A 26,620-nucleotide genomic window follows, 5' to 3' on the forward strand; every position below is an offset into this window, starting at 1 on the left:
TAGGCGTAACCCGACGCCCATGCGCCCGGCTACTGCCTCCGTTGTCGGATTACGCTTCGCTAATCCGACCTACACTGCTCTTGTAGGTCGGGTTAGCCGCAGGCGTAACCCGACGCCCATGCGCCCGGCTACTGCCTCCGTGGTCGGATTACGCTTCGCTAATCCGACCTACACTGCTCTTGTAGGTCGGGTTAGCCGCAGGCGTAACCCGACGTCCACGCGCCCGGCTATTACCTCTGTGGTCGGATTACGCTTCTCTAATCCGACCTACGATTGCCCCGGCCAAAGGTTGGCGCCATGACTCTGGTTCTCCACGAGCCCTTCAAGGCCCTCTGGGCCGAGCGCGATGCGTTCGTCGAAGTCGAGCGCTTGCAGGGCGTGGTCTATCGTGAGCTGGAAAACCGCCGCACCCTGCGCACCGAGGTGGAGGGGCGTGGTTATTTCGTCAAGATTCACCGTGGCATCGGTTGGGGCGAGATCGCCAAGAACCTGGCCACCGGCAAGGCCCCGGTGCTCGGCGCCGGCCAAGAGTGGCGGGCGCTGGAGCGGTTGCATCGGGCCGGCGTACCGACCATGACCGCAGTGGCCTATGGTGAGCGCGGCAGCAACCCGGCCACTCAGCATTCGTTCATCGTCACCGAGGAGCTGGCGCCAACGGTCAGCCTCGAGGACTTCACGGCCACCTGGCCCGAGGTACCGCCCGCGCCAGGCCTCAAGCGCAAGCTGATCGACGAAGTGGCGCGGATGGCCGGCACCATGCACCGTGCCGGGGTCAATCACCGGGACTGCTATATCTGTCACTTCCTGCTGCACACTGACCGGCCGATCGGCGCTAGAGGCGTGAGCCTGTCGCTGATCGACCTGCATCGCGCGCAGACCCGTGACGAGGTCCCGCGACGCTGGCGTGACAAGGACCTGGCAGGCCTCTATTTTTCGGCGCTGGACATCGGTCTGACCCGGCGCGACAAGCTGCGCTTTCTCAAGGCCTACTTCCGGCAACCGCTGCGGCAGATCCTGCAGGACGAGGCGGCGCTGCTCAGGCGCCTGGAGCGCAAGGCGGCCAAGCTCTACGCACGCAAGCTGCGCTACGGTGGAGCGCTCTGATGGCGGGCTGGAAGCTCGATCCGGCGTACACGGGGCTGAGCGAAGATTTCGGCAGCCTCGAACAGGTGTTCGCGCTGGAGGGGGAGCGACTGACCCGCGACCCGCTCTCCGAGGTGATTCGCGTCGAGCGTGGCGGCCGACGCTTCTACGTCAAGCGCTACTGGGGGGCGGGCAAGGGCGTGCGCCGCTACTTCGGCCGGCCACGGATCAAGGCCGAGTGGCAGAACCTCAAGCATTTCGCCAAGTGGGGCGTGCCCACGGTGCCGATCGTGGGGTTTGGCCTGGAGCGAAAGTCGGGCTCCTTTGTTCGCGGCGCGCTGGTCACCCTGGAGGTTCAGGACACGCTGGACATGGCGCTTCTGGCCACGCGGCTCGATCCGCGTCTGCAAGATCCGGTCTGGGTCGATCGCGTCAGCCGTCAACTGGCCCGGGCGACTCGCACCCTGCATGACCACCACTTCGCCCACAACGACCTGAAGTGGCGCAATCTGCTGGTCAATCCGCAGGCCGAGCTGTTTCTCATCGACTGCCCCTCGGGTGGCTTCTGGTGGGGACCCTTCCTGAAGCGGCGCATCGTCAAGGACCTGGCCTGCCTGGACAAGGTGGCCAAGTACCATCTGTCACGAACCCAGCGCCTGCGCTTCTACTTGCACTACCAGGGCCGAGAGCGGCTCCAGGCCTCCGACCGGCCCATGCTTCGGCGGATTCTTGGCTACTTCGAGGGGCGCGAATGAAGGACTTTATCGCGGCAGAGGATCGGCCGCTGCTGGAGAAGCACGGCCTGGCCGGATTCGATCCGCTTTGGGAGCTCGACCTCACCCTGGTGGACGAGCCCAACGTCGAGCGCGGTGGCATCAGCTGCGTCTACCGGCTGGAGTTGGATGAGGCGTCCTACTACCTCAAGCGGCAGACCAATCACCTGACGCGCAGCCTGACGCGACCCTTTGGCGAGCCGACCTTCGCCCGCGAGTTCCGCAACATCCGACTCTACCGCGAGCGGGGGATTCCGGCCCTGGACGCTGCCTTCTACGGTGAGCGCAAGGCTGGTCGGGAAACCCGGGCGATGCTGATGACCCGCGCCCTCGACGGCTGGCGCGATCTGCATACCTGGCTCGCCGGTTGGGCCCGGCTTCCCGCTGCCCGGCGCCAGGCCATCCTCGACGCGGTGGGCGAACTGGCGCGGCGGCTGCATGACCAGGGGCAGGTGCACGGTTGCTTCTACCCCAAGCACATCTTCCTGCGCGAGCGGGGCGAAGGGTTCGAGGCCTGCCTGATCGACCTGGAGAAAACCCGGCCACTGCGCTGGGGGCGTCGTGATCGAATTCGCGATCTGGAGCCGCTGGTGCGGCGGGCCAGCGGCTGGGGCCCGTCCGATCTGCAGCGTCTGCTCAGCGCTTACCTGCCGGGTGGCGCTGCGGTCGATGACTGGTGCCGGCAGTTGCTGCGGCGCCGCTCCCTCAAGGAAGCGCAGGGGTGAAACCTGGTCAACTGGCCCAGGCCGGACGCGACCCGGCACTGCCGTTGGAGCTCGAGCTGGGGGGGGGCGACGAGGCGACCACCCTTACGCTGATCGCCTGGCTGAGGGTGCTGCCGGGTCAGCGCTATGTGGCTCTGGCCGATTGGCAAGGCCGCCGCGTGCTGGCCAAGCTGCTGGTCGGTGCCCGGGCAGCGAAGCAGTACCGGCGCGAACTCGACGGCGCAAGGTTGCTGGCCGGGCAGGAGCTGACCACGCCCCACCTGCTGGCGGACGGACTGGATGGGCAGGAGGGTTGGCTGCTGTTCGAGTTTCTCGAGGATGCCCAGAGCCTGGCCAAAGCCTGGCAGGAGGTAGAAGCCAAGGTGCCTTTGTCCAAAGGTCAGGCCGAGGTGCTTGGCGAAGCGCTGGCAGCCATTGCCCGCCTGCATGCGCGAGGACTGTGGCAGGACGATCTGCATCTGGACAACCTGCTGCGCCACGAGGGCCAGCTGTTTCTCATCGATGGCGGCGGCGTGCGGGCAGAAACCCCGGGCGAACCGCTGTCACGCAGCCGCGTTCTGGACAATCTCGGGGTGTTTTTCGCCCAGCTGCCGCCCCAGGTGCTGAGCCATCTGGAGGCCCTGCTGCCGGCCTACCTTCAAGTCAATTCCATCCATGAGCTGTCATCCGTGGCAATACGCGAGGCCGAGGCCAGGGTGCGGCGGTGGCGCGTCCGTGACTACCTCGACAAGGCCGGACGCGATTGCAGTCTATTCAGCGTCACGCGCGACGCCTCGAGCTGGCGTGCCGTGGTGCGCGCCCTCGAACCTGCCCTGGCGCCGCTGCTGGCGCAGCCGGATGCCTTCGTCGAGCAGGGCGAGCGCTTCAAGGGCGGCGGGACGGCAACCGTGGCGCGGGTGGAGCTGGGCGGCCGTTCATTGGTGGTCAAACGCTACAACATCAAACACCTTCGCCATCATCTGTCACGCTGCTGGCGGCCGAGTCGCGCCTGGCACAGCTGGCGCGAGGCGCACCGCCTGACCTTGCTCGGCATCGCCACCCCGGCCCCGCTGGCGGTGATCGAGGAACGCTGGCATGGGCTGCGGGGCCGAGCCTTCCTGGTTACCGATTACCTTGCCGGGCAGGATATAATCACCTGCTTTCGGCCCTATCTGGATACACCGCCGCCCGGGCCCATGCTCGCCGCGCTGGACCGGCTCTTCGCTGCGCTGATCGCTGCGCGTATCAGTCACGGTGACTTCAAGGGCACCAACCTGTTCTGGCAAGGTGCCGAGGAGGGTGGCCGCTGGGTGCTGATCGATCTGGACTCCATGCGCCAGCACGCTGGCCCGCGAGGCTTCGAACGCGCCTACCAGCGCGACCGGGCGCGCTTCATGCGCAACTGGTCGGCAGACAGTCCCCTGCATCGCCTGCTGGATGCACGAATACCCAAAAGCAGCTTGAAGCCGGAAGCTTGAAGCTGGAAGACAGGCCCCATCCGGGGCACAGGAACAGACCACTGTTGCTTCAAGCTTCCGGCTTCAGGCTTCAGGCTGATTTTTGAAGAGGCTTTCCCACCGTGTCCCTGACCGTCCTCGGCCTTTCCGGCGCCCTCAGTCACGACCCTTCCGCTGCTCTGTACATCGACGGCAAGCTGATCGCGGCCGTTGAAGAAGAGCGCTTCGTGCGCGACAAGCACGCCAAGAATCGCATGCCCTACGAATCGGCGAAGTTCTGCCTCGAATTCGCCGGTATCAAGCCGAGCGACGTGGACGTGGTGGCGATTCCCTTCGCCCCCATCAGCATCACCGAAAAGGCCCGTTGGCATTATGCGAAGCGCTACTGGTACGCCCCGGACCGTGCGCTCGATGCCATCCTGGCCGGCAACCGCCGTTTCCACCGCTACAAGAAGCGCATCCAGTGGTGCCTGCAGCAGCTCGGCTTCGACCTTAAGAAGGTCCGGCTCGAGCCCGTCGAGCATCACCTGGCCCATGCCTCCAGCGCCTACCATTGCTCCGGATTCAAGGAAAAGACAGCCATCCTGGGCATCGACGGCAAGGGCGAATACGCCACCACCTTCTTCGGCTGGGGCGAGAACGGCAAGATCCACAAGATCAAGGAATTCTACGACCCGGATTCGTTGGGCGGCCTGTACGGCGCGATCACCGAATACCTCGGCTTCGAGATGCTCGACGGCGAGTTCAAGGTCATGGGCATGGCGCCCTACGGCGACGCCGCCAAGTACGATTTCTCGCGCCTGGCCACGTTCGAGAATGGCGAGCTGACCATCAACACCGACTACGCCAACGTCATCGGCTTCCGCCGCTACAAGGAAAAGGGCAAGGGCTACTACTTCTCGCCGAAACTCATCGAGTGGCTGGGGCCCAAGCGCGAAGGGGACATCGCCGACGACCCCTACATCCACTACGCCGCCAGCATGCAGGCGCTGTTCGAGAAGCTGGCGCTGCAGATGATCGACCACTACCTGGGCGACATCATCCGCCAGACCGGCAAGATCGCCTTTGCCGGCGGCTGTGCGCTGAACGTCAAGCTGAACCAGAAGATCATTGCCCGTCCGGAGGTGAAGGAGCTGTTCGTCCAGCCCGCCTCCGGCGATGCCGGCACCGCTGTTGGCGCGGCCGCCTTCGTTTCGCACCAGCGTGGCGTGCCGGTGGAGAAGATGGAGCACGTCTACCTCGGCCCGCGCTACTCCAACGAGGATGTCATCGCCGCCTGCGCCCGTCACCCGGACAAGCCAGTGTTCAAGCAGATCGACAACGTGTCCGAGCGCATCGCCAGGATCATGGTCGAGGGCAACCCGGTGGCCTGGTTCCAGGGCCGCATGGAATTCGGCCCCCGCGCCCTGGGCGGGCGCTCCATCATCGGCTGCCCCAGCGTGCCCGGCGTGGCCGACCGCATCAACGAGCAGATCAAGTTCCGCGAACGCTGGCGCCCCTTCTGCCCGTCGATGCTCGACACCGTGGCGCCGCAGATGCTCAAGGTCGACCACCCGAGCCCCTTCATGACCTTCACCTTCGAGGTCAATGAGGAGTGGAAGAGTCGGGTCGGCGAAGTCGTCCACGAGGACGGCACCTCCCGCGCCCAGGTCCTCGAACGCCGCCACAACCCGCGCTGGTACGACCTCATGCTCGAACTGGAAAAGCTCACCGGCAACGGCGTCTCGCTGAACACCTCCCTCAATCGTCGCGGCGAACCCATGGTCTGCTCGCCTACCGATGCGCTGAACATGTTCTTCGGCTCGGACCTGCAGTACCTGATCATGGAGGACGTGCTGGTGGTGAAGGACGGCGTGGATTGGTATGAGCTCGTCTGAGCCCCGGGTCCTGCAGTTCTGCCACGGCTACGACGGACCCTTCCTGGACTGCGCCCGCCAGTACGCCGTGCTGTTCGAGGGCACCGAGTACAAGGTCACCACTGTCTATCTCACCGGAGAGCCTCGGGAAGAGGTGAGACAGGAGTCGGCCTCCGACGAAGTAATCTTCCTGAATTACCGTAGCAAGGACATCCGTGGGCTCAAGTTAGGCGCCATTCGCGACATGAGGCGCCTCGTTCAGGGCCGAAATTTCCGCGTCTGCATCGCCCATCGCAACAAGCCGATCTACGTGGCGCTGCTGGCGACCCGGCTACCGGTGATCGGCGTGCACCACGCCTTCGGCGACTACGACCGGCCGATGCGGCGGCTCTTCGCCAATCGCTTTCGCAATCGTCTGTCCCTGCTTGCCGTTTCCAATGCCGTGCGCGACGAAATCCGCTCGCGGCTGCCGGCCTGGCCGGCGGAACGCATCGAGACGCTGTATAACCGGATCGATGTCGAGGCGGTGCAGCGCGAGCAGATCGACCGGGAGGCCGCCCGGGACGCGCTGGGACTGCCCCGTGATGTCTGGATCGTCGGTAATGTTGGCCGGCTGCACCCCGACAAGGACCAGGCCACGCTGATCCGCGGCTTCGCCCAAGCCCTGCCGCAACTGCCTCGGGGCAGCCTGCTGGCGATCATGGGCAGTGGACGACTGGAGGGTGAACTGAAGCACCTCGCTGTCTCGCTGGAGGTTCAGCAACAGGTGCGCTTCCTCGGTCAGATCCCCCACGGTCGGCGCTACTTCAAGGCGTTCGACCTGTTTGCCCTGACCTCCGACCATGAGCCGTTCGGCATGGTATTGCTGGAGGCGATGGCGGCTGGAGTGCCGCTGGTGTGTTCGGACTGTGGCGGTGGACGCGAGGTTGCAGGCCGCAATGGCAGGTTGTTTGCCCTGCGCGACGTGAGCGGCCTTAGCCAGGCGCTGCGGGATGTCGCAGGCTGGGATGCCGCCCGGCTGGAGGCGTGTCGCGAGAGGCAGCGGGAGGAGCTGGCGCAGCGTTTTTCCGATGCGGCTGCTCGCCGGTGCTTCCGGTTGCCGGCCGATGCCGCCCCTGCGCGCCCATGAGTTTTCGGCCATTGCGGCCGGTTTTCAGATCGAGTACAGCCTTGACCAAGCACGACGCCATTCCTGACCCGAGCATCCGCTTCCTGATTCCCTACTTCGGCCGTTGGCCGTTCTGGTTTTCCTTCTTTCTGGAAAGCTGTCGGCGCAATCCGAGCATCGACTGGCTGTTCTTCACCGACTGTGGCATCCCTGCGGATGCGCCAGGCAACGTCCGCTTCATCGAGACCCGCTTTGTCGATTACTGCGACCTCGTTTCGGAGCGCCTCGGCATCGACTTCCATCCTGATACGGCCTACAAGCTCTGCGACATCAAGCCGGCCCTCGGGGAGATCCATGTCGAGCATATCCAGGGCTACGACTTCTGGGCGTTTGGTGACATCGACGTCATCTATGGCAATCTGCGTGGCTATTTCACCGCCGAACGGCTGGCGCGCAAGGATCTTTTCGCCACTCACCACCGACGGGTATCCGGGCACCTGTGCCTGTTGCGCAACATCCCGGAGCTGCGCGAAGCCTTTCGCCGGATACCGCACTGGCAGGCGCGCTACAGCGATCACCGCCACCAGGCGCTGGATGAAGGGGCCTTCAGCCGGCTGTTCATTCGCCACAAGAACTGGCCGGAACGGTTACGCCTGTTCGCCGCCAATTTCTATCACTGGAGCCGCCGTGCCGAGTTCATCGAGGCGCACAGTACCTTCACCCTGCGGCCTGACGGTACGCGGATCGTTCCGGAGCGCTGGATCTGGCGAGACGGCCGCTTGACCAGCAGCGAACATGGCGACAGGGAGATGCCCTACTTGCACTTCCTCGTCTGGAAAAACGAGAACTGGCGCGAGCAATCAGCGGAAGATCTCGCCGGGCCGCCGGGGCTGGCTCGCGAGCGAGAGTGGCAGATTACCGCTGAGGGGTGGCGACTGCTGAGGGGCGAGCACTGGTGATGCCGAGGTGTTGAGGGCCCACCTGTGCTCACTTTTACGTGGCCGTGATTCCGGATGTGTGGCGCCTAGACGGTAGCAATGAGTAGGAAATGACTTGCCGGTCGTGATTCAGGTGCCGGCCCAATGGTTGGGCCTGGCCCAAGCGCGGAAGGCCGCTTTTTCCGTAGCTGGCAGGACGTTGTGGTGCAGGGTGTTAAGATAGCGCCCCCTTGCAAGGCGAGAGTCGCAATGTCACAGCATGCCGGGCCCGCTTCCAGCCTGAAGATTTACCTTCGTCTGCTGACCTACGTCAGGCCCTATATCGGGTTGTTTGCGATCAGCATCATTGGGTTCACTATCTTCGCCTCCAGCCAGCCCATGCTGGGGTACATCCTCAAGTATTTTGTCGACGGCCTGGCCAATCCGGATGCCCGTCTGTTTCCCGGAGTGCCTGCCCTGGAGAATCTCCAGCTGTTGCAGGCCGTGCCGTTATTGATCGTCTTTATCGCGGTCTGGCAGGGGTTGGGCTCCTACTTGGGCAACTACTTCCTGGCCCGCGTGTCTCTCGGACTCGTCCACGACCTTCGAGTTTCCTTGTTCGACAACCTGCTCACCTTGCCCAACCGATACTTCGACAGCCATAACTCCGGGCATCTTATCTCGCGGATCACCTTCAATGTCACCATGGTGACCGGGGCGGCTACTGACGCTATCAAAGTGGTGATACGCGAAGGGCTGACAGTTATTTTTCTGTTCGCCACACTCCTATGGATGAATTGGAAATTGACATTCGTCATGCTCGCCATCCTCCCGGTGATCGGGTTCATGGTGACCAGTGCCAGCCGAAAATTTCGCAAGCAGAGCAAGAAAATTCAGGTGGCGATGGGCGATGTCACCCACGTGGCTTCGGAGACGATCCAGGGGTATCGGGTAGTTCGCAGTTTTGGGGGCGAGCCTTACGAGCAGAGACGTTTCCTGGCGGCCAGTGAAGGCAACAGGGAAAAACAGTTGCGCATGATAAAGACGGGCGCCGTCTATACACCGATGCTGCAGCTGGTGATCTACATCGCCATGGCGATACTGATGTTCCTTGTCCTGCTTATGCGCGGCGACGCGTCGCCCGGCGATATGGTGGCTTATATAACTCTCGCGGGTTTGCTACCCAAGCCTATTCGTCAATTATCGGAGGTCAGCGCCACCATCCAGAAAGGCTTGGCTGCGGCGGAAAGCATCTTTGAACAACTTGATGAACAGCCGGAAGTCGACAGAGGAAGCGCGGAGCGGGAAAGGGTAACCGGGCGCCTCGAAGTCCGTAATCTGAATTTCGTATACCCCGGCACTGACAAGCAGGTATTGCACGATGTCAGTTTTACCGTCGAGCCTGGTCAGATGGTCGCGTTGGTCGGTCGGTCTGGCAGCGGAAAGTCCACCTTGGCCAATCTCATTCCCAGGTTCTATCACCATGACCAGGGGAAGATTTTGCTCGATGATGTCGAAGTCGAAGACTATCGGTTGCGTAATCTACGTCGCCATATCGCCTTGGTGACCCAGCAGGTTACCCTGTTCAACGATACGGTGGCTGCGAATATTGCCTATGGCGATCTCGCTGGGGCCCCTCTCGAAGATATCAAGAAGGCAGCCGAGGCCGCCTTTGCCGATGAATTCATTGTCCAGATGCCCAACGGTTATCAGACGCTGGTAGGAGAGAATGGCGTCTTGTTATCCGGAGGTCAGCGCCAGCGACTTGCAATCGCTCGGGCGCTGCTGAAAGATGCGCCGGTGCTGATCCTCGATGAGGCCACCTCGGCACTGGACACCGAGTCCGAGCGACATATACAGGCCGCTCTCGACACCGTCATGAAAGGTCGCACTACGCTTGTCATTGCGCATCGTCTTAGTACCATCGAAAAAGCAGACCTTATTCTGGTCATGGATCACGGGCGCATCGTCGAAAGCGGTAGCCATGCCGAATTGCTCGACCTGAATGGGTATTACGCGCGCTTGCACGCCCGCCAGTTCCAGGACGACGATCAGGATGCTGCTATCGAAGACCGGTCTGCTGAGCGTTAGAGGTTCCCGTCATTCAGTCCAGTAGCAGTGCTCCAGCCTTTCGAGGGGGAAGCCCTGAAAGCGCGTCCGCTCCAGATACCTTCGCAAATGGCTGAAGTTACGGCGAACGAGCCAGCGGTTGAGAGGGCCTCGCCTGGCCTTCAGGTCCAGCACGTCGATAAGTCCGAACTGCCCGTCCGGGAGCAGGAGCACATTTCCCAGATGCAGAGAGCGGAAGTAGATTCCGCTCTGGTGCAATCTGCGGATGAACTTGGCGAGGTCGGGTATCAGTCGCTGTGCCTGTTCAGCGTCCTGGCGGAAGATCCGATCGATGGACTCGCCGGCCAAGGGTGTATACAGGCATCCACTCAACCCTGTCTTATGGTCCAGCCAGAAAGTCTCGGTGACTTGCGGAGCAGCAATCCCACGCTCCCTCAATGCTTCGGTATTACGAGTAAAGCGCAGCGCTGCCGGTTCGAGGCGGGCGAGCAGGGGATGCCGGCGGGTATGGAATATCTTCAGGAACAGGCCGTCGGCTAGCGAAACCACCTTGGGGCCACGGCCATCGCGTTCCAGCATCTTGCCGTCCGCCAGCCACTGCTGCAGTTCGTCTTCTGAAACGGTGCGCATCTGTTCCCCTGTTCTTCGTCGCCCCGAACGAATCATCTCATACCTTCCCAGCGAGCCGGTGCCCTTGGCTCGTGAGCCTTGGCCTGGAGCAGAGGTCTGTCAGGGTGGTAGCATCCTTCTCCGCTTATTGCGACCGTGTTTCCGAGCGATTCGGCATCGATTTCCATCCTGAATTCCCTTACAAGCTTGGCGATATAAAGCCGGCACTTGGGTTCGTTCATCAGGAAGAGCTGCAGGGTATCGATTTCTGGGGCTTCGGCGATATCGACGTGATTTACGGAAATCCAGGGGCGTATTTCACGACAAAGAAGCTATGCAGCAAGGATTAGTTCGCCAACACAACAGGCGCGTCTCCGGGCACCTGTGCCTGCTCCGAAATGACTCGCGGATGTGCGAGGCGTTTCGATTGATTCCCAATTGGCAGAAGCGCTACAGCGATCATCGACATCAGGCATTGGACGAGGGCGCTTTCAGACGCCTCTTTATCAGCCCCAAGAATTGGCCTGAAGCCCTGGGACGATTCGCTGACCGCTTCAACCCCTGGCGAAAGCGCAGTGAATTTACCGAGGCACATAGCTCCTTTACCCCGCTTCCTGATGGAAAGCGCGTACTGTCCGAGCGCTGGTATTGGTGCGACGGGCGTCTCACCAGCTCACTGCATGGTGACGAGTCATTGCCCTATCTCCGTTTCATGGTCTGGAAAACCCGTGGCTGGAAAGCCGTGCCGTCAGGGCAGCTTGCCGGCCCGGCTGGATTGGCCGAGTGCGGTGCGTGGGAAATCAGCAGGGACGGCTGGCGGTCTTTGGACAGGGACAGCTGAGCATGCGAGGCACAGGCAAGCCGCTGATCTCAGTCGTCATCCCCTGCTACAACTACGGTGCCTTCGTCGGTGAGGCAATCGCCAGCGTGCTTGCACAGGGCTATCCGCACTACGAACTCATCGTGGTCGATGACGGCTCCACTGACGACAGTGCTGCGGTCATCGAGCGAGAGCTAGGTAAAGGGGAGGGCGGTGCCCAGCGGGTGGCGTTCGTCCAGCAGCCCAACCGGGGCGTCAGTGCCGCGCTGAATGCAGGGCTGGCGCTGGCAAAGGGCGAGTTGATTGCCACCTTCGACGCGGACGATGTGATGCCACCGGGGCGACTGGCCCTTCAGGCCGAGTATCTGGCTCGTCATCCTGAGGTGGGTTGTCTTGGAGGCGTCGCTGTTCGCATTGACGAGCAGGGTTCCCTCCTGCCGAAGAAGGACAAGGACCGCCAAGTTCAACGATACGATTTCGCCAGGGCCTTGGCCAAGGCGCTCGTGGTGGGCGGCAATATTGCAGTTTACCGGCGAGAGGCGATGGATCGGGCGGGGGGATACGACCCCGCGATCAGGATTCAGGACTTCCAGATGACGCTCAAGGTTGCGCATGCGGGTTATCTAGTCGATATCCTGCCCGAGGTGGTCACCCTCTACCGCAAGCACCCTGGCAGCCTGTCGAGCGACTACAAGGCGGAGTTTCGATTCGGCCTGGAAGTCATCGAGCCATACCGGAACCACCCCTCTTATGAATCGGGTCGCGCACGGCTGGTTACCAAGGCGCTTCGCATGGCGGTGGTGGATGACAAATCATTTGCCTGGTCTCTGTTCCGGCAGGTCCCGCTGCGCCAGTGGGATCGGCAGCTATTGAAGCGTCTGCGGTACTTTCTGTTCAAGCCAAGTCGTGTGACTTGAGCTCACACCAGCTGCGAATTGCAGGGAGAAGATGAAAAACGTCTATTTCAGCGGTATCAGCAATATAGGCGATGAGCTCAATCGCTACATCTGGCCGGCGGTACTCGGTAGCGTGATGGAAGAAGATGACCGAGCGGCCCTGTTGGGAGTTGGCACGCTGCTCAGTGAAGATTTCAACCGACGCACCGCAGACTGCGACAAGGTGCTGGTTTTCGGCAGCGGGGCAGGCTACGGACGCGCCCCCGCGTTCGATGCGCGCTGGCACTTTGCCTGTGTCAGGGGGCGCCACACCAGCCGGCTGCTTGGCCTGGACGATGACCTGGCGGTGGCCGATGCTGCCTATCTGCTCGCAACCCTGGATTGGTCCCGGCAGGCTGACACCAGCGCTGGGGTTGTCGTTATCCCGCACCATTCGACTCTGGGCTATGTGGACTGGGCGCACCTGTGCGCCGAGGCGGGCCTGACATTTCTCTCGCCGACCCTGCCGGCAAGTGAGTTTTTCCAGCGCCTCACCGGCGCCCGCCTGGTGCTTGCCGAAGCGATGCACGGGGCGATACTGGCAGATGTATGCCGGATCCCCTGGGTCCCCTTTCGCTATGGGCAGGATTTTCTGGAGTGGAAGTGGCTGGACTGGACCGAGATGTTCGATCTGAAGGTGGAGATCGCTGCGGCTGAGGCCTTCTACGATCCGCGCTTGCACTGGACGAACCGAGGCCGCGCCTTCCACCTGGGCCGGCAGTTTAAGCGGTTGGCGGTCGACAGGGGGCTCGGCCGCGCGAAGTGGAAGAAGATCGTTCCGCCGGGTGATTCCCAGGGTGCCGCTGGCGCCCGGATGGTGGGTTTCCTCGAAGGTCTGGCGCGCCAGGAGGGCTACCTCAGCTCGGACCACATCCTGAGCAGCCGGGTGGATGAGTTGTACGCCCGGCTGAACAGTCTGGCCCAGCGGCATCTGCAGCAGGATGCTGAGCCTCTAGCCGGCCCGGCGCGCGCGCTGTTCGGCTGACAGGGCGTGGCGTTTGGCGAAATAGTCGCGGACAGTGTTCGGCTGACTTTCCAGGATTGCCAGGAAAGTCGGAAGCCAGAAGTAGATCCACAGGGGCTTGGGCGATGTGAACATGCCGTTGCTGGTGGTCAGTAACGCCCCCCACCCGATCCAGGCGATCAGCGCCCAGCGCGACCGCGCCTTACTGGAGCGCCAGATGAACACGGCAGCGAATGCTGTGAACAAGGCGAAGCCCGGCAAACCCATCTGATAGAGCGTTGCCAGGTAGCCGTTATGGGGGTGGGGGAAGCGGCCGGCAAAGAGATGATCATCGGTACCGCAGCCGGCGATCAGCCCGCAATCATGGCGCAGTCGGTGCAAGGTGTCGGCCCAGATTTCCGGGCGGTAACTCGTACCACGTTCGGCTAGCAATTCATCGAGGCTCAGCAGGGGCAGCAGCAAAAGCCCGGCTACCAAGAGGGCAGCGCCCATGGGCAGCAGCATCTTGCGCTGGAAAAGGTAGGCGGCCGTGAAAAGGCCAAACCCCAGCAGTGCAGAGCGCGCCTGGAACAGGGTTGCGCTGAGCAACACCAGGCACGTCAGCACGGTGAATCCCGCCATCACATAACGCTTGTCGTAACGACTCAGCCAGGGCTCGGCGTGGAACAGCCAGAGAAACGCCAGCGCCGTGGTGATCAGCAAAGCGAAGTGCACAGGGTTGATCACTTCGCCGAGCAAGTGGTGGTAGCGAATCCACTGGCCTGTTTCGAGCCGAATCATGGCCCAGTCAAAAGACAGATAGCACAGCAATAGCACGCTGAGGATGGCGAATGCGGTAATGCTGCGCTTGGCATATTGTCCTTCGTCGAGCATCAGCAGGCCGAACAGGAAGAGCAGAAAGTACAGGCCTGCCTTGAGATCAGCGAGACTACCGGCTGCCAGCAGGGACATGCCAATGAGCGGGAAGATCACCCAGGCGAAGCCCCTGGCCAGGACGTCGAGCGCTCTGGGTCGCCAGAGCAGCCAGCCTAGCGCGGGCGCGGCCAGGCCAATGTAGAAAATGTTGTTGATCGCCTTCGAAGAAAGGGGCAGATAGAAGGCGACGCAGAAGAAAAGAAGGGACGCGGCGGGAAATCCATATCTGAGGTGTCGCAAGACCTGATACTTCCTGATAGCTCATCGAGACGGGCAGGCTTCATCAGGCCGCCTCGACATACGACCATTATGGGCGGCGTTCGATTCAATCGAGATGGTCCGAAGCCTGGTTGTCGCTGGTTGCCTCGCAGTCGTGCTCATCGGGCCGCTCTGTTGCCCGTGCTATGATTCTCCGCAGTTTTTCATTAGCGGAGCCTCCATGAAGCTGTCCATGCCCCGTTTCGATCACGCCCCCGTACTGGTGGTCGGTGATGTCATGCTCGACCGTTACTGGCATGGCGCGACCACGCGGATCTCTCCCGAGGCCCCTGTGCCAGTGGTCAGGGTCGAGCAGATCGAAGATCGGCCCGGTGGTGCGGCCAACGTGGCGCTGAACATTGCGGCCCTGGGCGCGCCGGCCTGGCTGGTCGGGGTGACCGGCGCGGACGAGGCTGCCGACAGTCTGGCCGAGCGGCTCCTGGCCGCTGGCGTGGACGCGCGCTTCCAGCGCATCGAGCGGCAGCCCACCATCGTCAAGTTGCGTGTGCTCAGCCGACATCAGCAATTGCTGCGAATGGATTTCGAAGAGCCTTTCGACACCGATGCCGAGGTCATGGCGCGGGACGTCGAGGCATTGCTGCAGGGCGTCAAGGTGCTGGTACTCTCGGACTATGGCAAGGGCGCGCTGAGAAATCACCAGGCGCTGATCATGGCGGCACGACGTCGTGGCATTCCGGTCCTGGCCGATCCCAAGGGCAAGGATTTCGAGATCTACCGGGGCGCCAGCCTGATCACGCCGAACCTGGGCGAGTTCGAGGCAGTGGTGGGCCCCTGCGCGGACGAGGCGGAGCTGGTCGCCAAGGGCGTGGCCCTGATCGAGCGGCTGGAGCTGCAGGCCCTGCTGGTCACTCGCGGCGAATACGGGATGACGCTGCTGCGCCCAGGCCATCCTGAAATGCACCTGCCCGCGCGGGCCCGTGAGGTGTTCGATGTCACCGGCGCCGGGGATACCGTGATCTCGACCCTTGCCGCGGCCCTGGCGGCTGGCGAGGAGCTGCCCTGTGCCGTGGCGCTGGCCAATCTGGCCGCCGGCATCGTGGTAGGCAAGCTGGGCACCGCCACCATCTGCGCGCCGGAACTGCGCCGCGCAGTGCAGCGCGAGCAGGGCTCGGAGCGAGGTGTGGTCAGTCTCGAGCAACTGGTCACGGTGATCGAGGATGCCCGTGCGCAGGGAGAGAAGGTGGTGTTCACCAATGGCTGCTTCGACATTCTCCACGCGGGCCACGTGACCTACCTGGAGCAGGCGCGTGCCCTTGGCGACCGGTTGATCGTGGCGGTCAACGATGATGCCTCGGTCAGCCGTCTCAAAGGCCCGGGTCGGCCGATCAACAGCGTCGATCGACGTATGGCGGTACTGGCGGGGCTCGGCGCGGTGGACTGGGTGGTGAGCTTCGCCGAGGATACGCCCGAGGCCCTGTTGGCCGAGGTCCGCCCCGACGTTCTGGTCAAGGGCGGCGACTATGGCGTCGACCAGGTGGTCGGCGCCGAGCGGGTCAGGGCGCATGGCGGAGAGGTCAAGGTGCTCGGGCTGGTTGAAAACAGTTCCACCACGGCTATCGTCAACAAGATACGCAGTCGTTGATCCGCCTGTCGGCACCGGCCCACTTGCGTGACGTGAAGCGTTCAGGCGTCGTCGATAGATAACTTGACGACGCCTTTGCATCGATCGCCCCGGCTTGCGGATGACTCGACGGGCGACGACCTCCCATCAATCGGCCCGGTCAGCCTCGCTTAAGCTGGCATGAGCGGATTTTCATTGTTGGAAGTACAGATGATTGGAATCAAGAGCATTGCCAGCTACATCCCGCCGGGTCGCATCGACAACGTCGAGCAGGCCGCTCGTTTCGATCGGGACGAGGCCTTCGTACGCACCAAGATCGGCACGCCGACATTGTCGGTGAAGGCCGAAGACGAAGAGACCTCCGACCTCTGCGCGGCCGCTGTACGCAACCTGCTGGCCCGGAATCCCGAGCTGCGCCTGGAGGATGTCCAGGCACTGGTGGTGGTGACCCAGAACGGCGATGCCGAAGGGCTGCCACATACCTCGGCGATCGCGCAGCGCAAGATCGGCCTGCCCACCCATGTTGCCTGCTTCGATGTGTCGCTGGGTTGCTCCGGCTTCGTGTATGGCCTCTACGTGCTCAAAGGCTTCATGGAGGCAACCGGGTTGAAGAACGGCATCCTGGTCACCGCCGACCCCTACTCGAAGATCATGGACCGTGAGGACCGGCTCACCACATTGCTGTTTGGTGACGCCGCCACCGCCACCTGGCTGGGCTGCGACCCCGAGTGGGAGTTGGGGCCGGCACGCTTCGGTACCGACGGCGCTGGCGCCGATCACCTGTTCGTCCAGGACGGCTGTTTCCACATGAACGGCCGCCAGGTGTTCAACTTCGCCAGCCTGAAGATCATCCCGCACATGCAGGAAGTGCTCGCCGACGCCCGCATGACCCTGGAAGACGTGGACGCGGTCTGCCTGCACCAGGGCAGCGGGGCCATTGTCGATGCGATATCCAAGCGCCTGGGCGAGGAGGGAGGCCCCAAGGTCATCAAGGACATGTTCGGGGCTGGCAACACGGTATCGTCCACCATCCCGCTGCTGATCGAACGCTATGGGTTCGATTCCGACTGGCGCAACCTGGTCATGAGTGGCTTTGGTGTGGGCCTCTCGTGGGGCTCTGCCTTGCTGTTCCGCCGAGGCCAGGCTTAGCGGTCCTTGCTCGGGCCTTGGCCGCAGCGCGGGATCTGCCTGCGCTCGCCCATTCCCGGTTCTGCTCCGTCAGCGTGGCCTGCCCTCATGACGGCGTCCTGCCAATCCGTCAGCTTGCCATCCGGCGCGGGCTGATAACGGCGACGGCGGGACGGGCCAGCCAGTCCTTCCAGCGTATGCGTTCGTCTTCCACGACCCAGCCGTGCTGCTCGGCAAAACTTTCCGCCAGCCACAGCCCACGGGTGCTGACCGGGCTGAGCTGGCCCTTGCGCAGCATCAGCAGCTCAGCGACAGGGCGCCCCTGCTCGAGCGGGATCAGGTAGAGGTCAGGCCGGCTACGATCCAGGCGGGCGGCCAGCTCACCGTCTTCGAGTCGCTCATCGACGTGGAACAGGCTCAGTTGACTACAGTCGCGCGGTAGCTCCATGCGCATGTCGTAGACCAGCTGCAGGGATGCCGTGGGGAGATGGACATAGGCGCGAGGCCGTTCCATCAGCGGCATATTCCCGCAGAGCACTGGCCGCGCCGCCCCGGTTCGGGAGGCGAGCGAAAAATGTACCGTTTCGCGGTAGCGCAGGCTGCCGTCATAGGGCGTCGGCAGCCAGGTGTCACCAAAGCGGCCGGCGAGCCAGCCTTCAGGCGTTTCCAGGAGGCATTCCTCGGCGACTTCCTGGATAGCTGTCAGTAGCGGCAGGTTGAGCTCCTGCGCTGGCACATAGCCCGAAATCAGCTTGAGGACGATATCGCCCCGGTCCTGTCGCTGTTGGCGCACCAGAACCCAGTATTCCTTGCCTTGCCAGGCCAGCGTCAGGCGAACCGAAACGCCGAGGTTGGCCAGTTCGATGGCAAAGTGGCGGGTATCGCAAACCTGCACCGGGCGCCGCCGTTCGAGCATCTGGGCGAAGTTGAGCGGCATGCCCAGGCTCTGGTAGCAGAGACTGTCGGGGTTGGCTTCGACGAACAGCGGAAGGGTCTTGAAGGTGCGCGGGTTCTTGCGATCCAGGACTTTCGGCATGGCAGTAGTCTCCCTTCGGCGACCCGAAAAGCGGCTGACCGGCCCGTTATGGGAACGGTGCCCGTGCGACAGGCCCGGGGAGATTCAAAGGCAGCCAGACAGCACTGCCGACCGATTCAGCCGCCTAAGGGACACCTCACAAACGTTGTTGTATGGCAGCCAAGGCGTAGGAGACATTCTCGCGCAAATGCGACGAATTGATAGTGCCGATGATCGCGCTGCTCATGCCAGGATGTCGCATCAACAACTCGAAGGTGCGCCGTAGCGGGTCCTCTCCCGGCTTCAGGCAGGCATGGCCGCTGGCCAGGGCCTTTTTCACCAGGATGCCCTTGGAGCGTACGGCCGCATAGTCGATGACCGGTTGTTCGCTGCGATCGTCGAGATTGTAGGTGACCATCGCGCAATCCCCCGCCTGCAGCGCACGCAGCCCGCCCTCCGGGGTCTTGCCGGAAAAGCCGAAGGCGCGGATCTTGCCTTCGCGCTTGAGCTCGGCCAGCGTCGGATAGACTTCGCTGTCCTCCAGGATGGCCAGGTCATTGCCATCCGAATGCACCATCACTACATCGAGGCGATCGGTGCGCAGGCGTTTGAGGCTGCGCTCGATCGAATAGCGGGTGTGCCCGCTGGAGAAGTCGAAGTGGGATTGGCCGTTGACGAACTCCTCGCCGACCTTGGTCACCAGTACCCAGTCGTCACGCTGGCCGCTGAGCAGCTTGCCGAGGCGTTCCTCGCTGCTGCCGTAGGCCGGTGCGGTGTCGATCAGGTTGACGCCCAGATCGCGCGCCAGGGCCAGCAGGCTGGCGGCTTCGGCGTCGTCCGGCAGGCGGAATCCGGCAGGGTACTTTACCGCCTCGTTGCGGCCCAGCTTGACCGTTCCGAGTCCGATGGGGGATACCCTGATGCCTGTCGCACCCAGCGGGCGAAGATGATCGGCGAGGCTCATTGCAGCACCTCCCAGAAGGGCGAGGCCACGGCAGGCGCTGGCAGCGCCGGGAGCGGAGGCGGCGTCGACGGCCGAATGGCATCGCGTTCGAGGGCGGCGATGACCCGGTCGGCAAAGTCTGGCGACAACGCCAGTTTGGTCGGCCAGCCCACCATGAGCGCGCCGTCTTCGGCAAGAAAGGCATTGTCGGGGCGGACCAGGCTCGACTGCACCGGTTCGGCGCGGTCGATGCGCAACGTGGCCCAGCGTGCCCCGCCCAGGTCGATCCATGGAATCAACTCGGCCAGCTCTCGTTGTGCATGCCGGATCTGTGCGGCCTCGTCGCGGGCGACGCCCTCCGCCTCGGCCAGCTCACCACCCAGGTACCACACCAGTTCGCCGTCCGCCGCAGGATGCGAGGTTATGGTGACCCGGGGCTTCGAGCCGCCGCCCAGGCAATGCGCATACAGTGGTTTCAGCCCCGGAGCCTTGACCATCACCATGTGCAGCGGGCGCTTCTGCATTGCCGGTTGTCGCAGGCCGAGTTCGTCCAGCAGAGCCTGATTGCCGCCTCCAGCCGTCAGAACGACCCGTTTGGCCGTGATGTCCTGCCCATCAACATGCAATCCCATCAGGTTGTCCTTTTCCATCAACGGCGAAATCCGTTCGCCGGCCAGTAGAGACCCCTCGGCCAGATCCGCCAGTCGCGCGATCAGGCTGGGTACGTCAAGCACCAACTCGGACAGTCGGTAGACACGTCCTTTGAAGTCAGGGTGATGCAGCGCTGGCGGCAAATCCTTGCCCTTGACCTGATCGACCCGGCCGCGCATCGCCTTGCTGGCGAAAAAGCTGGTCAGATTGCCGGCCAGCCCGCCGGGCGACCAGAGGTAATGCGCCTCCGACAGCAGCCGAACGCCCCTCAGGTCCAGTTCACCGGTGCCCGCCAGCGCGGCGCGCCAGCGTCTGGGCATGTCGGCAATGGCTTCGGACGAGCCGGTCAGCGCGCCGTGCAATGCGTACTTGGCGCCGCCGTGGATGATGCCCTGCGACTTCCCGCTCTGGCCGCCTCCCAGTGCGCCTCGCTCGACCAGCAGCGTGGCATAGCCCAGCTGCCGCAGCCGCGCATTTAGCCAGAGCCCCGCCACGCCGCCGCCGACGATGAGGACATCCGTGCTGATGGGAGGGTACATGGCTGACCTCTTTTGCAATTAGATCAGCAGTATAAACCGGTTGCCCGCCAGGTTAAGAGGCACCGCCGCGTAATGGGCGTCCGAATGCCGCGTGGCAGGCATGCCGTGAACTGGTTCACGCACTGTCCTGCCTCGTCAGTGTGTCACGCTGCGCGAGAACAACTGGATCACCACCACGCCCCCCACGATCAGCGCCATGCCCAGCATCGCCGGCACATCGAGCCGCTGCCCGTACAGTACCGCAGCGGCAACGCTGACCAGCACGATTCCCAGCCCGGCCCAGATCGCATAGGCGATGCCGACCGGGAGCGTCCTGACCACCAGGCTGAGCATCCAGAACGACAGCCCGTATCCCGCGACGACCAGCAGCAGCGGCAGGGGCTTGCTGAATCCCTCGACGGCCTTGAGCGAGGCAGTGGCGATCACCTCCGAAAGGATCGCGATGGCGAGATAGAGGTAGGCGTGCATGTGCGGCTTCCGATAGCTGGAGGTGCCGGCAGTGTGCCCCGGAACGTGCCGCCGAGACAGTCCGGAACCGCTTGGCAGCTTCTTATAAACGACACCTTGGGCCCCTGGGTCCTTGCAAGGGAAAGCCATCGGTCCGGATTGTCGCCACGGTCTCCACGGAACCTTGCCATTTCCCTGCAGGTCCTAAGGTCTGCCTGATCTTCGGTGACCGGGCAGTAACCTCGGTGCTGTGCCAGAGCCTGGCGTCTCACTGAACCTTCTTCTTTTGTTCTGTTCGGCACAGTCGGGCAAAAGGATCTGTTCATCTTGGATAGCGGTGTCTGAATGGAGCACTTCAAACGTGGCAGATGGATGCTCGCGACCACTTGCGCGAGCCTTGGTAACGAGCAGGCCAGGACGGAGGTCTCTCTGCCGCCGGCGCCCTGGCAGGGGAGGGCCCTGTCGTGACGAAGGACAGCCGCAGTGGCCCCGAAGTGCCTTCTCGGCGGGTCGCGATTCTGCTCTGCACCTATAACGGTGCCCGCTATCTGGGTGAACAGCTCGACTCGTTCGAGCGTCAGACACACCGCGACTGGGTGATATACGCCTCCGACGATGGCTCCACCGACGAGACCCTGGACCTGCTGAGGCGCTATCAGGCGCGGCTCGGCGAAGACCGGCTGGTCATGCTGAACGGGCCCCGCAAGGGTTTTGCCTGGAACTTCCTGTCCCTGGTGCGCAACCCTTCGATCGAAGCTGATTTTTTTGCGTTTTCCGATCAGGACGATATCTGGCATGACGACAAGCTCGCCCGCGGCTTGGATCGGTTGAAGCGCATTCCTGCGGGCACGCCCGCCTTGTTCTGCGCGCGCACGCGGCTGGTGGACGAGGCGGGGCAAGTGCTTGGCTACTCACCACTTTTCTCCAAGCTGCCGAGCTTTCGTAATGCACTGGTTCAGAGCCTCGCTGGCGCCAACACGATGCTACTCAACGCCGCGGCGCGTCAGTTGCTGATCGGTGTTCCCGAAGGCGCGCGCGTGGTTTCCCACGACTGGCTGACCTACATCCTGGTCACCGGCTGCGGCGGGGAAGTGTTCTACGACGCGCAGCCCACCCTGGACTACCGCCAGCACGGGGGCAACATCATTGGCTCCAACGCCAGCCTGACCGATAGGTTCAAGCGCATCAGAAAAATGATGTCGGGCACCTTCAGGGACTGGAACCGAGACAATCTCAAGGCCATCCGGCAGGCGCAGCCGCTGTTCACCCCGGAAAACCGGCAAGTCCTCAGGCAGTTCATGATGGCCCGGAAGAGCAGCGCATTGGCTCGGGTCCGGCTGTTGAGAAAGGCGGGCCTCTACCGCCAGACCATGTCCGGAAATATCGGCCTCTTGCTCGCTGCCGGCATGGGCAAGATCTGAAGACGTGCCGCCCGCAGCTCCTTGTTCAATGATCGCGACACCAGCAGCTCTGGTAGAGGTTCGTTCATGGATCACCCGATCTTTTTATCCCTCGTCGTAACGGTGCGTAACCAGTCGGCGCTGCTCGAAGAGCTCATCGGTAGCCTGTGCGCCCGGATCGGGCGCATGGCTCAGGATTACGAGCTGATCATCATAGACAACGCGTCGGAGGATAACTCGGTCGCCATGCTCAAAAGGCTCACCGAGGAGCAGGGGTTGCCCAACCTTCAGGTGTATGCGCTGACCAAGGAGGTCGACGCGGACACCGCTTCCTGGGTCGGCCTGGAGAATGCGCTGGGCGACTACGTGGCGATCATCGATCCGCTGGTGGACGATGTCGAATTCCTGCCGAGCATGCTGTCGCGTGCGGTAGAAGGTGCGGATGTGGTGTTTGCCTGCAATCGGCAAAAGCCGCCCCAGAGCCTCTCCTATCGAATGGCCAGCGCGGCCTTCGACCTGCTCTACAAGTCGTTCCACGGAATTCATCTCAGCAAGGATGCGCCTAAGTTTCGGGTGATCAACAAGAAGATCATCAATTTCATTCTTCAACATCCCCAGCCCGCTGTCGCCTATCGATACCTGCCGGCGACGGCAGGCTTCATCAAGGCCAACCTCGAGTACAGCGCGGCACCCAGATCCAATGTCACCAAGAGGCTTGGAGAAAGCATCGATCGAGGCATCCGGTTGCTTGTTTCGACCACCCGGGCGCCTATGCGGATAGTTACCTCACTGTCCTTGTTCGGCGCTCTGGCCAGCCTGCTGTATTCGATCTACGTGGTGCTGGTAGGTTTGCTCAAGGAAAACGTCGCGCCAGGCTGGGTGAGCCTTTCCCTGCAACAGTCGGGCATGTTCTTTCTGATATCCGGCGTGCTCCTGGTGCTGGGCGAATACATTCTGCACATGGCCAGCCTCTCCAACGAGGGCCCGCCTTATCACGTCACTCAGGAGTTCACCAGCGTGAAGATGTCGCGCCGCGAGAAATTGAACATCGAGGAAGTGGATGGCCGAGTGGGATGATGAGCCAGCGACTCGCTCGGCCTATGGGCAGAAATCTTCATACAGACGATAGGTCAGTCAATAGTTGATCGACCCACGGGCGGAATCAACAATGGTAACTGGCGGTACGGGCGGCCCGGAGTATATCTGGCGCTTCCCTTGTCCACGTTGGACTCGGGTGGGAAATGGATAAAACGATTTTTAACAGGATGACCCGTTGGCTGGCTTCGGACAGACAAGTCGCGTCAACTTTAAGAGGTGCCGCGCTTTACGCTGCGCTTGGCCTACTGGCGCTGGCGTTCATAGGCGTTGTTTTTTCTGAAACCTATGCCGGGTTCGTCAGATTTGCTCCGCTCGCCATTCTGGGTATCGTTGGGGTTTTGTACTTTCAGGTTGCGGCTGGAGTTATTAACTATAAGACTTGGATCCGGCTGTTGGGTTTCGGTGCGGTCGTTGCATATGTGCTGCTGGGCATCCTGAATGCCTACGTTAGTGCACGTATCTATAATGGCTCTCAGTATGATGGAGCCTTTCAGCTTTACTTTCCTTTGAGGCGTATGGATGGAGGGGAGTGGCCGGGTCGAGATTTCTTCTATTTTCATGGGCAACTCATACCGGCAATAGTCTATCCGCTGTTCAAGATATTAGGGTCGGATTTCTTTGCTGCACAACTGGCGGCAAAACTTGTCGACCTGGCACTCCCGCTCGCTTATTTTTTCATTTTTCGCTGGCTGGGTCTGGGGAAAGGCAGATCGTTACTCGCCACCCTGCTGTTGGTAGGTCTCTTGGTGACCAATCGGTTCACCTTTGGTACACAGAATCCTATTGATGGAATCCACATCTATGCTCTTAGATCGGCAATACCTCTCTTATACCTAGCCTACATTTCAGTCAGGCTGGGTGATGATCGGTACCTGAATAATTTCGCTGGATTGTTTTACCGGAAAATTGTCTTGGTTCAGGCTCTGGTCTTCACTCTCGCCTTCTATCTGGGTGGTGAACAGGCCTTTTATCTGTTAGGGGCGATGATTCTGGCAAACATGATAGGTGCGGGAGCGCGCCCTCTACGCTGGTTGCTGATGGGATTATGCCTCGTAACTCTATCTGTGTTGATTTTGATGGCCGCCAATGCCGTTCTGTTCGGTTCGCAGAAGCCTCTCTTGTACCTCGCGGAAACTTCGCAAAACCAGACCTGGTTCTATGGCAGCTATCCGAACGAGTTTCTGCATAGTCCACTGGATTTCTCACGCTATCGCAGCTCGACCTTCAAGGCCTCTGCTAAATTCATGGTTTGTGTCATAGGCCTGCCGGTATTGCTTGGCATGACTTGGCGGCTCCGTTCAAGTCTCGGTCGGCCTCTTTTCATATATACGCTCACAGCGGGGGCATACGGCTTGGTCGGTTTGACCTCGCTTTTGGCGAGTTATGCTGGTGAGCAGTACGCCGACAACGCGATCAAGGTTATGTTGATTGTCGGAATCGTTCTGTTGGTTCAGTCCAGTTTCTGGAAAGTGCGCCTGTCAACGAATTCTCGAACGTCCCGAGTGATAAAGGATCTGCTTTCAGCATCGCCGCTAGTGCTGATCGTGGCGCTCATCGGGAGCCTGACAGCCACACTGGTTGCCTTGAACCCGGCCAGCAATTTGCGCCTTGCCAAATACATCGGCAACCCTATCCTGATGTCTCAGCCCGATCTTGGGGTTCAGCTTCCCTATTATCCGCTGAGTCTTGCGCCAGATCAGCGATTTCATGCCTCGCAGTTTCTCGCTTTGGCCCACGCCCAGGGGGATTCCGCTGCCCGGGTGATTTATCCAGAGTTCACTTATGCGCATGGGTTCGAGGAGGGGATAAAGGTTCTCTTCGAGGTCCGAGCTACCCAAGCCATACCTGATGCGCTGGCGATTGGCGATTTCTGCCTGTTTGGGTCAGAAGAACGCCGGGTCACAGCTATCGATCGGCAAGGACTCAAGCTCTATTTCGACTCCCCGACTCAGGTCAGGGGGGATTCCCGCAGTAGTCACATCGACTGCTACCGAAAGCAGGCGCAACGTTACATGGCGTTCCATGGGCAGACGCTGCGCCTTGAGCAGAACATATTCGACCGCTACTTCCACGGAGGTTTGTTCAGGAGTAGTAGTTTGCAGGTCAGGTTCAGGGCGGACGAAAGGAATAAAATTCGACCAGGCGACGAGATCACCCTGGATGGAGCTCGATACCGGATCGAAGAGGCCCATGCCAACGGTGTCGCCGTACTGGATTCGGCGGCGTCTCCGTTGCCTTTTGCCTTCGAGCGAGGCGCATCCCATCAGCTTCGGCTGCATGTCAATACGGGTAACAGCTTCGCTCTGCGCCTGCGGGTTGCGTATACAGAGTCGGCGGTCACTCAGGTGATTATCAATGATCATAGGGTGTTGGCCGAGATCGAGGATCACAATCAACTCTTCGTAGCGAGAACGAATCAGGCTGCGGAAATTATCGATGTTGATTTTGAACGCGCCATCGTCACCCTGGCGGGCGCGCTGGACCCTGAGCAGTTGGCCTATGGATTGCACTTGGGCGAGCTGGACCTATCCCGTTTCGAGACTGTCGGGGAAATTCCCCCAGTGTTCCAGTTGATGAAAGGAATTCTCAGCGCCAAGACGTTTGAAAGCGGAGCTGCTGGCTCCAACATCGATTTCTACTTTCACACATTCAGTACCCGGCTCCTCGAGGATTATCTTCGAGGCTTCCAGGCTGCGGACCCCGAGTGGGTGACAGTCCCTTCGGGCCGCCATGTGAATAACTTCATCTGGTACGACAACTGGCTCGTCCGAGCGCGATGGCCAGTATTTGAGCAGCTCCTCACCCACTACGATCCGGTTGGCTGGTCGAAATTCGAATCGTTCTGGGCAAAGGGAGATACCCAGGTGTCCACCGCGGATTGGCAAGAGGTCTACCTGGACGGGCAGCGCGAGTTCGTCTTGCCCACAAAAGGAGCCGTCGCGGACTCGGGTGTCTGCCAGGTAACCGGGTATGTCGTGGAAATGGACTACCTCATCAGTGGTTGGCAGAAATCGCTGCCGCTGATCGGAGCCAGCACCCGGCACGCGGCGTTAATCGACGACAGCCTGGGCGTTCCGCTGACATTCAATCCGAACGAGCAGAGGGTGCGGTTCCCTGTTTTTCCCACCGGCGAGGGCACCCGTATTCAGATCAAGTCGATTGCGCCGTTTGGGGTAGATACCCGAATCGAGGTCACTTCGGTTCGTTTTCGCAGGCTGGACTTGCCAACGGAACGCCTCGCGGCGGTAGCGGGTCGCTCAGCTGACAGCGTATGCCTGTGATCGAAATACCCAGGGACTCCATGCCTGCTCCCGGGGCTGCCAGAGAGCAGAGGGCTGCGTACGGGTT

22 protein-coding genes are annotated in these 26,620 nt (G+C 61.7%); 16 read left to right on the forward strand and 6 right to left on the reverse strand.

Annotated features, from left to right (window positions below):
- Positions 1-297 precede the first annotated feature (297 nt).
- From rfaP to msbA, 8 genes are all read left to right on the forward strand, one after another.
- A complete protein-coding gene (gene rfaP, locus ACFOMF_RS11555) occupies positions 298-1,104 on the forward strand; it encodes a lipopolysaccharide core heptose(I) kinase RfaP (protein WP_386364936.1) in 807 nt (268 codons plus the stop codon).
- Positions 1,104-1,838: a lipopolysaccharide kinase InaA family protein gene (locus ACFOMF_RS11560; RefSeq protein WP_386364938.1), complete on the forward strand. Its 735-nt coding sequence runs from the start codon at positions 1,104-1,106 to the stop codon at positions 1,836-1,838. Before rfaP ends, ACFOMF_RS11560 begins: the two co-directional genes overlap by 1 nt.
- Positions 1,835-2,581, forward strand: a complete 747-nt coding sequence (locus ACFOMF_RS11565; RefSeq protein WP_386364940.1) for a lipopolysaccharide kinase InaA family protein — start codon at positions 1,835-1,837, stop codon at positions 2,579-2,581. The genes ACFOMF_RS11560 and ACFOMF_RS11565 overlap by 4 nt, the downstream gene beginning before the upstream one ends.
- A complete protein-coding gene (locus ACFOMF_RS11570) occupies positions 2,578-4,038 on the forward strand; it encodes a lipopolysaccharide kinase InaA family protein (protein ID WP_386364942.1) in 1,461 nt (486 codons plus the stop codon). Before ACFOMF_RS11565 ends, ACFOMF_RS11570 begins: the two co-directional genes overlap by 4 nt.
- A gap of 101 nt (positions 4,039-4,139) precedes the next feature.
- Entirely contained in the window at positions 4,140-5,894 is a 1,755-nt protein-coding gene (locus tag ACFOMF_RS11575; protein WP_386364944.1) for a carbamoyltransferase family protein, read from the forward strand.
- Positions 5,881-7,002 carry a glycosyltransferase gene (locus tag ACFOMF_RS11580; RefSeq protein WP_386364946.1) on the forward strand — a complete coding sequence of 374 codons (1,122 nt, stop codon included), beginning with the start codon at positions 5,881-5,883 and terminating at the stop codon, positions 7,000-7,002. The genes ACFOMF_RS11575 and ACFOMF_RS11580 overlap by 14 nt, the downstream gene beginning before the upstream one ends.
- Before the next feature lie 41 nt (positions 7,003-7,043).
- On the forward strand, positions 7,044-7,940 hold the full coding sequence (locus ACFOMF_RS11585) for a DUF6625 family protein (protein WP_386364948.1): 897 nt from the start codon (positions 7,044-7,046) through the stop codon (positions 7,938-7,940).
- Between the two features lie 228 nt (positions 7,941-8,168).
- Complete coding sequence (msbA, locus tag ACFOMF_RS11590; RefSeq protein WP_386364950.1) at positions 8,169-9,989, forward strand: lipid A export permease/ATP-binding protein MsbA; 1,821 nt, start codon at positions 8,169-8,171, stop codon at positions 9,987-9,989.
- A 9-nt stretch (positions 9,990-9,998) separates the two neighbouring features.
- Here msbA and ACFOMF_RS11595 read toward each other — a convergent pair whose 3' ends face one another.
- Positions 9,999-10,598 carry a phosphotransferase gene (locus ACFOMF_RS11595; RefSeq protein ID WP_386365821.1) on the reverse strand — a complete coding sequence of 200 codons (600 nt, stop codon included), beginning with the start codon at positions 10,596-10,598 and terminating at the stop codon, positions 9,999-10,001.
- A gap of 71 nt (positions 10,599-10,669) precedes the next feature.
- Here ACFOMF_RS11595 and ACFOMF_RS11600 point away from each other — a divergent pair, with 71 nt between their 5' ends.
- From ACFOMF_RS11600 to ACFOMF_RS11610, 3 genes are all read left to right on the forward strand, one after another.
- The gene (locus ACFOMF_RS11600; protein WP_386364951.1) at positions 10,670-10,927 is read left to right on the forward strand and encodes a DUF6625 family protein; all 258 of its coding nucleotides are present in this window, start codon (positions 10,670-10,672) and stop codon (positions 10,925-10,927) included.
- A gap of 442 nt (positions 10,928-11,369) precedes the next feature.
- Positions 11,370-12,314, forward strand: coding sequence for a glycosyltransferase family 2 protein (locus ACFOMF_RS11605; protein ID WP_386364953.1), 945 nt, complete (start codon positions 11,370-11,372; stop codon positions 12,312-12,314).
- 31 nt (positions 12,315-12,345) lie between these two features.
- Positions 12,346-13,317: a polysaccharide pyruvyl transferase family protein gene (locus ACFOMF_RS11610; protein ID WP_386364954.1), complete on the forward strand. Its 972-nt coding sequence runs from the start codon at positions 12,346-12,348 to the stop codon at positions 13,315-13,317.
- Here the strand turns inward: ACFOMF_RS11610 and ACFOMF_RS11615 are convergent.
- Positions 13,285-14,451 carry an O-antigen ligase family protein gene (locus tag ACFOMF_RS11615; protein WP_386364956.1) on the reverse strand — a complete coding sequence of 389 codons (1,167 nt, stop codon included), beginning with the start codon at positions 14,449-14,451 and terminating at the stop codon, positions 13,285-13,287. The two genes, ACFOMF_RS11610 and ACFOMF_RS11615, sit on opposite strands and share 33 nt — an antisense overlap.
- A gap of 199 nt (positions 14,452-14,650) precedes the next feature.
- Here ACFOMF_RS11615 and hldE point away from each other — a divergent pair, with 199 nt between their 5' ends.
- Together hldE and ACFOMF_RS11625 are read left to right on the forward strand one after the other, a co-directional pair.
- On the forward strand, positions 14,651-16,072 hold the full coding sequence (gene hldE, locus ACFOMF_RS11620) for a bifunctional D-glycero-beta-D-manno-heptose-7-phosphate kinase/D-glycero-beta-D-manno-heptose 1-phosphate adenylyltransferase HldE (RefSeq protein ID WP_386364958.1): 1,422 nt from the start codon (positions 14,651-14,653) through the stop codon (positions 16,070-16,072).
- A 189-nt stretch (positions 16,073-16,261) separates the two neighbouring features.
- The gene (locus tag ACFOMF_RS11625) at positions 16,262-17,200 is read left to right on the forward strand and encodes a ketoacyl-ACP synthase III (RefSeq protein WP_386364960.1); all 939 of its coding nucleotides are present in this window, start codon (positions 16,262-16,264) and stop codon (positions 17,198-17,200) included.
- A gap of 109 nt (positions 17,201-17,309) precedes the next feature.
- Here the strand turns inward: ACFOMF_RS11625 and ACFOMF_RS11630 are convergent, their stop codons facing one another.
- The 4 genes from ACFOMF_RS11630 to ACFOMF_RS11645 all read right to left on the reverse strand — a co-directional run bounded on the left by ACFOMF_RS11630 (position 17,310) and on the right by ACFOMF_RS11645 (position 20,795).
- Positions 17,310-18,215 (reverse strand): metal ABC transporter ATPase, encoded by a 906-nt coding sequence (locus ACFOMF_RS11630; protein WP_386364962.1) that lies wholly within the window; start codon positions 18,213-18,215, stop codon positions 17,310-17,312.
- 136 nt (positions 18,216-18,351) lie between these two features.
- On the reverse strand, positions 18,352-19,158 hold the full coding sequence (locus ACFOMF_RS11635; RefSeq protein WP_386364964.1) for an aldo/keto reductase: 807 nt from the start codon (positions 19,156-19,158) through the stop codon (positions 18,352-18,354).
- Entirely contained in the window at positions 19,155-20,327 is a 1,173-nt protein-coding gene (locus ACFOMF_RS11640) for an FAD-dependent oxidoreductase (protein WP_386364966.1), read from the reverse strand. Before ACFOMF_RS11640 ends, ACFOMF_RS11635 begins: the two co-directional genes overlap by 4 nt.
- A 135-nt stretch (positions 20,328-20,462) precedes the next feature.
- Entirely contained in the window at positions 20,463-20,795 is a 333-nt protein-coding gene (locus tag ACFOMF_RS11645; protein ID WP_386364968.1) for a DMT family transporter, read from the reverse strand.
- Between the two features lie 443 nt (positions 20,796-21,238).
- On the opposite strand from ACFOMF_RS11645, the gene ACFOMF_RS11650 reads away from it, so the two are divergent.
- The 3 genes from ACFOMF_RS11650 (at position 21,239) to ACFOMF_RS11660 (ending at position 26,553) form a co-directional block, all read left to right on the forward strand.
- On the forward strand, positions 21,239-22,195 hold the full coding sequence (locus tag ACFOMF_RS11650; RefSeq protein WP_386364970.1) for a glycosyltransferase family 2 protein: 957 nt from the start codon (positions 21,239-21,241) through the stop codon (positions 22,193-22,195).
- A 66-nt stretch (positions 22,196-22,261) separates the two neighbouring features.
- A complete protein-coding gene (locus ACFOMF_RS11655) occupies positions 22,262-23,251 on the forward strand; it encodes a glycosyltransferase (protein WP_386364972.1) in 990 nt (329 codons plus the stop codon).
- A 164-nt stretch (positions 23,252-23,415) separates the two neighbouring features.
- Positions 23,416-26,553, forward strand: a complete 3,138-nt coding sequence (locus tag ACFOMF_RS11660) for a hypothetical protein (RefSeq protein WP_386364975.1) — start codon at positions 23,416-23,418, stop codon at positions 26,551-26,553.
- Positions 26,554-26,620 lie beyond the last annotated feature (67 nt).

The sequence above is a fragment of the Stutzerimonas tarimensis genome (assembly GCF_042648805.1).
In the GTDB taxonomy this organism is placed as follows: Bacteria; Pseudomonadota; Gammaproteobacteria; order Pseudomonadales; family Pseudomonadaceae; genus Azomonas; species Azomonas tarimensis.